This window comes from Marinomonas sp. BSi20584, assembly GCF_002792415.1.
GTDB lineage: Bacteria > Pseudomonadota > Gammaproteobacteria > Pseudomonadales > Marinomonadaceae > Marinomonas > Marinomonas polaris.
The window spans coordinates 172235-179100 of sequence record NZ_KZ454879.1; the positions used below are offsets into that span (position 1 = coordinate 172235).

The 6866-nt window shown below is 41.9% G+C and carries 5 protein-coding genes; all 5 read left to right on the forward strand.

Going from position 1 to position 6866, the window contains the following annotated elements:
* Window positions 1-30 precede the first annotated feature (30 nt).
* The 5 genes from TY87_RS12270 to TY87_RS12290 all read left to right on the forward strand — a co-directional run bounded on the left by TY87_RS12270 (window position 31) and on the right by TY87_RS12290 (window position 6641).
* The gene (locus tag TY87_RS12270; RefSeq protein ID WP_100187289.1) at window positions 31-327 is read left to right on the forward strand and encodes a helix-turn-helix domain-containing protein; all 297 of its coding nucleotides are present in this window, start codon (window positions 31-33) and stop codon (window positions 325-327) included.
* Complete coding sequence (locus TY87_RS12275; protein WP_100187290.1) at window positions 317-1606, forward strand: type II toxin-antitoxin system HipA family toxin; 1290 nt, start codon at window positions 317-319, stop codon at window positions 1604-1606. Before TY87_RS12270 ends, TY87_RS12275 begins: the two co-directional genes overlap by 11 nt.
* A gap of 312 nt (window positions 1607-1918) precedes the next feature.
* Window positions 1919-5062 (forward strand): DEAD/DEAH box helicase, encoded by a 3144-nt coding sequence (locus tag TY87_RS12280; protein WP_072839401.1) that lies wholly within the window; start codon window positions 1919-1921, stop codon window positions 5060-5062.
* Window positions 5063-5101: 39 nt separating this feature from the next.
* A complete protein-coding gene (locus TY87_RS12285; protein WP_100187291.1) occupies window positions 5102-6124 on the forward strand; it encodes a virulence RhuM family protein in 1023 nt (340 codons plus the stop codon).
* 292 nt (window positions 6125-6416) lie between these two features.
* The gene (locus TY87_RS12290; protein WP_100187292.1) at window positions 6417-6641 is read left to right on the forward strand and encodes a type II toxin-antitoxin system Phd/YefM family antitoxin; all 225 of its coding nucleotides are present in this window, start codon (window positions 6417-6419) and stop codon (window positions 6639-6641) included.
* Window positions 6642-6866 lie beyond the last annotated feature (225 nt).

The window sequence follows — 6866 nt, forward strand, 5'->3', positions numbered from 1 at the left end:
GTATCTTTTTTTATGCGAAGAGGTGTTTCTATGAGTCATTTCCTATTGCTTGATGATAGCGATGTACAGCAAGCTTTTGCCGCTCATCTACGTCGCTTGCGAGAGCAAGAAAAACTGTCTCGCGATGCGTTAGCCACTCGCAGTGGTGTCCCCGCTCCAACCATCAAAAAGTTCGAACTGACAGGGCAGATTTCCTTTCGTCAGCTATTACTGCTCTGGCAAAGTCTCGATGATCTATCGCGGCTCTTTGCGTTGACCCAACATACAACAAACAACAAATCTAGCATGCCAACGTCTATTGAAGAGGTGTTGAAAAATGGCTTTTAAACCGATCCAAAAACTGCTTGTTCAGCGCACACTCTCAATTGGAGAAAGTATGGATGTTGGTATGTTAGCGCAAAATCAACAAGGCGTTTTTTTTCAGTACAACGCGGATTATCTTCAGAAATTTGGTAACTTATCTCCGATTACTCTTAAGCCTAATACGGACTTACAACGGGCACCAAAAGTACCTCATCACGGAATTCATGGAGTATTTGGCGATAGCTTACCCGATGGTTGGGGGTTGCTGTTACAAGACAGAATATTCCGTCAGAATGATATTTTACCTGCGCAAATTACCGCAATGGATCGGCTAGCGTTTGTCGGCGACTCTGCAATGGGTGCGCTCTCGTTTAGCCCTGAATCGAATTTCAAACAGTATGACGACGCTGATATAGATATTCATACGCTAGGCTTGGAAGCACAGAGTGTGTTTGATGGACAAGCAGAAGATGTGTTGATGGCTTTAGTCGCTGCTGGTAGCTCAGGTGGCGCAAGACCAAAAGCCCAAGTGTATCTTGATCCCGATCAACCGACTTATTGGCGGACTCAAGCTCAAAAAAATGACGAAGCTTGGCTCGTTAAGTTCACCTCAAAAAATCTAGCACTGGGTCATGAAGAAGGCTTATGTGAAGCCGTTTATCTTTCATTAGCGGAAAAAGCAGGACTTCAATCGCAGGAATGGAAACTAATAGAAGCGCCTGCGAAATCTGGCGCGAGCCATTGGTTGGCTTTAAAGCGCTTCGACAGAGTGCTAAACAAACAAGGGACTTTGGGGCGTTTACATATGCACAGTGCTTGTGGCTTATTAGACGCAGACTTTCGAGAACCAAGTTTAGACTACGAAGACTTAATCAAACTGAGCCGACATCTTTGTAAGTCGCCTATGATCGGCCAAATGCAATTTCGTCGAGCCATGTTTAACTTGTTTGCCTGTAACCAAGACGACCACAGTAAAAACTGGGCCTTCTTACAAGATGACGCTGGCAATTGGCAGCCGGCGCCTTTCTATGACGTTACCTTCAGCCCACATCCGTTTGGTGAACAAGCCACGTCATTTATGGGTTATGGAAAGAAACCACCGTTAAAAGCCATTCAAAAACTCGCCACCACCGCCAGCTTCGCGAACTGGCACCAAGCCCAACAAGCAATAGAAGAAATCGTAGAGTCTCTTTCGGGTTTTCGTGATACCGCTTTATCACTAGGTGTGAAAGCCGATACTGTGCGTCTGATAGAGAAACAACTGGATGCCTGCTGGCAAGACAATAAAGGTTTATTGGGCTGATTTTAGGTTATGTATAAAAAGCATGAAAAATAGACATGTCATAAGAATTTGGTTCTTTCATGTCGAAAAAGTTGAATAATTTCGACATGAAAGCTTGTTACGTCGATGGCATCGGCATATGTCTTATAAAAGTTTATACATATCGGACGTTTAATATAAAGCTGCTTTTGCTTAACTATGGCGAATAATGGTGATTAACACCGCGGCTTTTAATACGGATGATCATTTAAGGATGCATGGTTTCCTTTTGTAAGTCTGCCTGGTCTAATAGTTTAGATATACTCACCTCATTCAAAGGATTATGAATCACTCATGCAGCAAGTTGGCATCTACGAGCAGTTGATTACTCAACTGATTTCTTCGCGATTAGATAAACAATCTTTTTATATTGGTGAGCGCCAGCTTGAGGCAAGTGAAGCCGGTGTTTGGCTTTCCCGATTCTTGAGTCGTATTTTAGAGTTTGCCGTGAACTCTATTCCGTCTGGAGATGATCAGCTACAAGAGCAAATCCACTTTGCGAACCAGCTAATGCTATGGCTCAAAGAGCGACTGCAAGATGATGATTTTATTGATGAAAACCTACTGGATTGCCAAGGTAGAATACTTACTGCGTTGTATGAGTTAGAAAATCCTGTTGCTGCGAACTTAAAGCAATATGTAAAAGATATTTTTCCTCTGACTGGATTAACTCAAAGTGAGCTTTTTTGTGGCAGCAATGCGGGTTTATCGCTTGAGTCTGAGCTGAAAAGAGAAATTCTTTCCGCCGATAAAATTTACTGGTTGGTGTCCTTTATAAAATGGGCTGGTATTCGAATCTTTCGACGAGAGCTTGAAGAATTTACTCGAAGTGGTCGAGAGTTAAAAATTATTACGACCTCATACATGGGCGCCACAGATGCTAAAGCGGTAGAGTATTTAGCTAGTCTCCCTAATACCGAAGTAAAGTTAAGCTATAACACCGAGCGAGAACGGCTTCATGCTAAGAGTTATCTGTTCTTGCGTGATACAGGCTTTCATACAGGTTATATCGGCTCATCCAATCTGTCTCATTCTGCACTTACCAATGGCCTTGAATGGAATTTAAAAATCACGTCGCAAGAAATCCCACACATTATCAATAAATCACTGAGTACGTTTGAAACCTATTGGGCATCGAATGAGTTTGAAGAGTTTAATGGTGATGCTACCAGTTCTGAGAAATTGAAACGGGCTTTGAGGCAACAGCGAGGTGATAGTGATACTAGTCAGTCGCATTTTTTCGACATCACCCCTTTTCCACATCAACTCGAAATTTTAGAGCAGTTAGCCGTTGAGCGTAGTGTTCATCAACGTTTTAGAAATCTTGTTGTAGCCGCTACGGGAACAGGAAAAACGCTTATTTCTGCGTTTGATTTTGCCCAGTTTTTAAAGACTAAACCTAACGCTAACTTTCTATTTATTGCCCATCGTGAGGAAATATTAAAACAAGCGCGTTCGGCTTATAGAGGTGTGTTGCGAAATGGATCGTTTGGTGAACTATGGGTCGGCAGCCACACGCCGGAACATTACCGCCAACTGTTTGTCTCTATTCAGACTCTTAACAGTCAGTTAGAGCAGTCAAACTTAACCGCAGATTTTTATGACTACATTGTGATTGATGAAGTCCATCACATTGCGGCAAGCAGTTATCGTAAAGTATTAAACTATTTTCAGTCGGATATTCTATTAGGTCTGACAGCGACGCCGGAACGTCATGACGGCGGTGATATTCTTGCTGATTTTGGTGGTGTCATTGCCGCTGAGCTGCGCTTACCAGAAGCGATTAATCAACGTCACCTTTCTCCTTTTCAATACTTTGGGATAGATGACGAGACTGATCTGCGTAATATCTCGTGGAGCCGTGGTCGTTATGATATTGCTCAGCTGACAAACCTATACACACATAACCAAGCACGTTTTGATAAAATATTGCTGAGTTTGCAGGAGATCGTAACGGATCTTAACCAAATGAAGGCATTGGCCTTTTGTGTGAGCCGTGATCATGCGAATTACATGGTGCGACAATTGCTGTTAAAAGGCGTTAAGGCTGACGTACTTACCAGTGATAACAGTAATGAGCGTCAGCAGAAGCAACAGGCAATTCGGTCCGGTGAAATTAATGTGTTGTGTGTCGTCGATATTTTCAATGAAGGGGTCGATATTCCAGAAGTCGATACCTTGTTGTTTTTACGACCGACGGAAAGTCTAACCATTTTTTTACAGCAGTTAGGCCGTGGTTTACGCTTGGCTAATGGTAAAGAATGTTGCACCGTTTTGGATTTTGTCGGTAACTCTCGTCCAGAATACGATTTTGCCAGTAAGTTCAGAGCGTTAGTCGGCAAAAGTAATCGAGCGATTAGTGATGAAGTTAAACAGGGCTTCCCTCAAGCACCACTTGGTTGTCGTATTGAATTGACAAGGCGCACGCAAGACATGGTACTGCAGAATATTCGTCAAGCCAGTGTAACTCGTACTCGATTGTTAGGACTGATTCGTCGATTCGATCAGCATTCTACATTAGATTTATCGCTGTCTAATTTTCTTAAAATTTATCCGCAGGTGAGTTTAGAGGATATTTATAAAGCGGATAGTTGGAGTGCTCTAGTCAATGCTACCAATACGAATGAAGTTCGAGAGATCGATAATGTTGAGTTACAAAACATTTATAAACGGGCAATTGATACTCGATTTCTAGTTTGTGACTCTTATAGCTATTTGAGTTTTTTGCGTGACTTATGCTTGAGCAAGTTTGTATTGAGCGACGATATGGATCAACGAATGGCGCTCATGTGCCATTATGACTTTTGGCAAAAAAGTGGTATTGAGTTGGGTTTTTCTTCGCTGCAAGCGAGTCTGAAAGCGCTTGATAATGTGCATTTACGAGCTGAGCTTGTTGATGTATTAACGATTTTAATAAACCGTATTCAGCATCAAGAATTACCTATGTTAGATATGATATCTAATCCGCTAATGTCACATGCTCGCTACACTCGGGAGCAAATTTTGGTCGGCTTTGGCGCGTCAACATTTGAAAAACGTTCGCCTGCTCGTGAAGGTGTGTTAGAAATCAAAGAAGACAATGTAGAGATTTTATTTGTCACACTGAATAAAAGTGAAAAGCAATTTTCTCCTACTACCATGTATCACGACTACGCAATTAACGAGCACTTATTTCATTGGCAGTCGCAAAACAGTGCGCGACCAGATAAAGGAAAAGGACTTGGCTATGTCGAACAGAATGAAAATAGCAAGCGTGTTTTCTTATTTGTACGTGAACAAAGCAAAGATGAAAATGGCCGTACAATGAGTTTCGTGAATTTTGGCGAAGTGAATTATATTGCTCATACGGGTTCTCAACCAATGAGTATCACATGGCGATTACAGCAAGCCATACCAAACTTTATGTGGAAACAAGCGGCTAAACTGGCTGTGGGGTAGAAAGTGTTTTTGAAACGCAATGTAAGAGAGTGAAAAGCCATGATCACCAAATTAATCCGCAATAGCACGGCTGAGTTTTTGATTTTTACTGGTCAATCTGGTGAGCAGAGCATTGAGGCCCGTTATGAAGAAGACACTATTTGGCTTTCCCAAAAGCTGATTGCTGAGCTGTTCGATGTTGATGTCCGAACGGTCAGTGAGCATTTCAAAAATATATTTCAATCAGCCGAACTCAATGAAGAAGCAGTTATCCGGAAATTCCGGATAACTGCTTCTGACGGTAAAAATTATAATACGCAGCATTACAATCTAGACGCCATTATCTCTGTCGGTTATCGCGTGAATTCTGTGCGAGCGACTCAGTTCCGTCAGTGGGCGACTCAGGTGTTGCGAGATTTTTCTATCAAGGGTTATGTGATCGATAAAGAGCGCATGGAGAACGGAAGCTTTCTGGGTGAAGATTACTTTGAGCGCTTGCTGGAAGAAATTCGTGAAATTCGCCTTTCTGAACGACGTTTTTATCAGAAGATCACCGATATTTACGCAACCAGTGTTGATTACAATAAAAATGCGCCAACCACTCAATCCTTTTTTGCGACAGTGCAAAACAAACTGCATTTTGCGATTCATGGACAGACTGCCGCCGAGTTGATCAAAGCGAGAGCCGATAGCAGTAAGCCAAATATGGGGCTGACTCATTGGGCGAAAGGGCCAGAAGGAAAGGTGTTAAAAACCGATGTGGGCGTAGCTAAAAACTATCTCAGTCAGGATGAGCTCCAGTCGTTAGGGCTGATCGTCAACACGTATCTTGATTTAGCGGAAAGTCGTGCAAGACGCAATATTCCCATGACGATGGAAGATTGGTCGAAGCGGTTGGATATGTTCTTAGAGTTTGACGATAGAGATATTTTGACTAATGCCGGATCAATCAGCGCAAAAATCGCCAAAGACTTTGCGGAATCAGAATTTGAGAAGTATCGAGTCGTACAGGATCGTTTATTTGAAAGTGACTTCGATAAGATGATCAAAAAGGTTGAGAGTGAAGGATCGGGGGATAAGTAAAACATGACGCCTAAGCCTAGATGTGAAAAAACCGGCTAAAGCCGGTTTTTTCACCTTAACGGCCAGCGTAACTTAATCGCTGCGTACAAGGCTGAGTCGTAAGACTTATAATAGTGATCATTTTGGTAACTTTGAATTCGATATAAGCTATTAATTTTATAAAATTTATAATCTTAGACTATATAAAGGCGAGTTATTCTATTTTTGCCAGAGTGCTAGAGAAAACGTGGTGTAGGCTTAAGCAAATTATCGGTCTATAAATGATTTATATATTAGTCTTATGGAGCTTTTTATGAATATTCAAACCGTGTCATACCTGAAAGCAAACGCGAATAATCTCTCTTTAGATGATCCTTTACACATCACTCAAAACGGAAAAGAAGTGTATGTTGTACAAGACTCGCAGGCTTACTATGAGCAGCAAGAAACCATTGCTTTGCTTAAGCTGATTAACCTTTCTGAGCGGAGTTTGAATCAAAAGGGTGAACTGTCTTTGGATGAGGCATTTGATGTCTAAGCTTTTCCAAGTTGTCGCCACGCCAGTGTTTAAAACGACAATTAAATTTTATTATCTATCGAGTCGATGAAGAGGCGAACAAGGTTGTACTTATTGCTGTGATAGACAGTCGACAAAGCATTGAGCAGCTACTTTATGAAACCATGCTGGTGCTGTAGATGATGAAAAAGCCCGCTTCTACTATTATGCGTAGAATGAACTGACCCCCAATAGTTGGACATTCCA

What these genes read in the sequence shown, in the direction of transcription:
- TY87_RS12285 (WP_100187291.1), top strand. Translation starts at nt 5,102, where the DNA reads ATGATCACCAAATTAATCCGCAATAGCACGGCTGAGTTTTTGATTTTT.
- TY87_RS12270 (WP_100187289.1), top strand. Translation starts at nt 31, where the DNA reads ATGAGTCATTTCCTATTGCTTGATGATAGCGATGTACAGCAAGCTTTT.
- TY87_RS12290 (WP_100187292.1), top strand. Translation starts at nt 6,417, where the DNA reads ATGAATATTCAAACCGTGTCATACCTGAAAGCAAACGCGAATAATCTC.
- TY87_RS12275 (WP_100187290.1), top strand. Translation starts at nt 317, where the DNA reads ATGGCTTTTAAACCGATCCAAAAACTGCTTGTTCAGCGCACACTCTCA.
- TY87_RS12280 (WP_072839401.1), top strand. Translation starts at nt 1,919, where the DNA reads ATGCAGCAAGTTGGCATCTACGAGCAGTTGATTACTCAACTGATTTCT.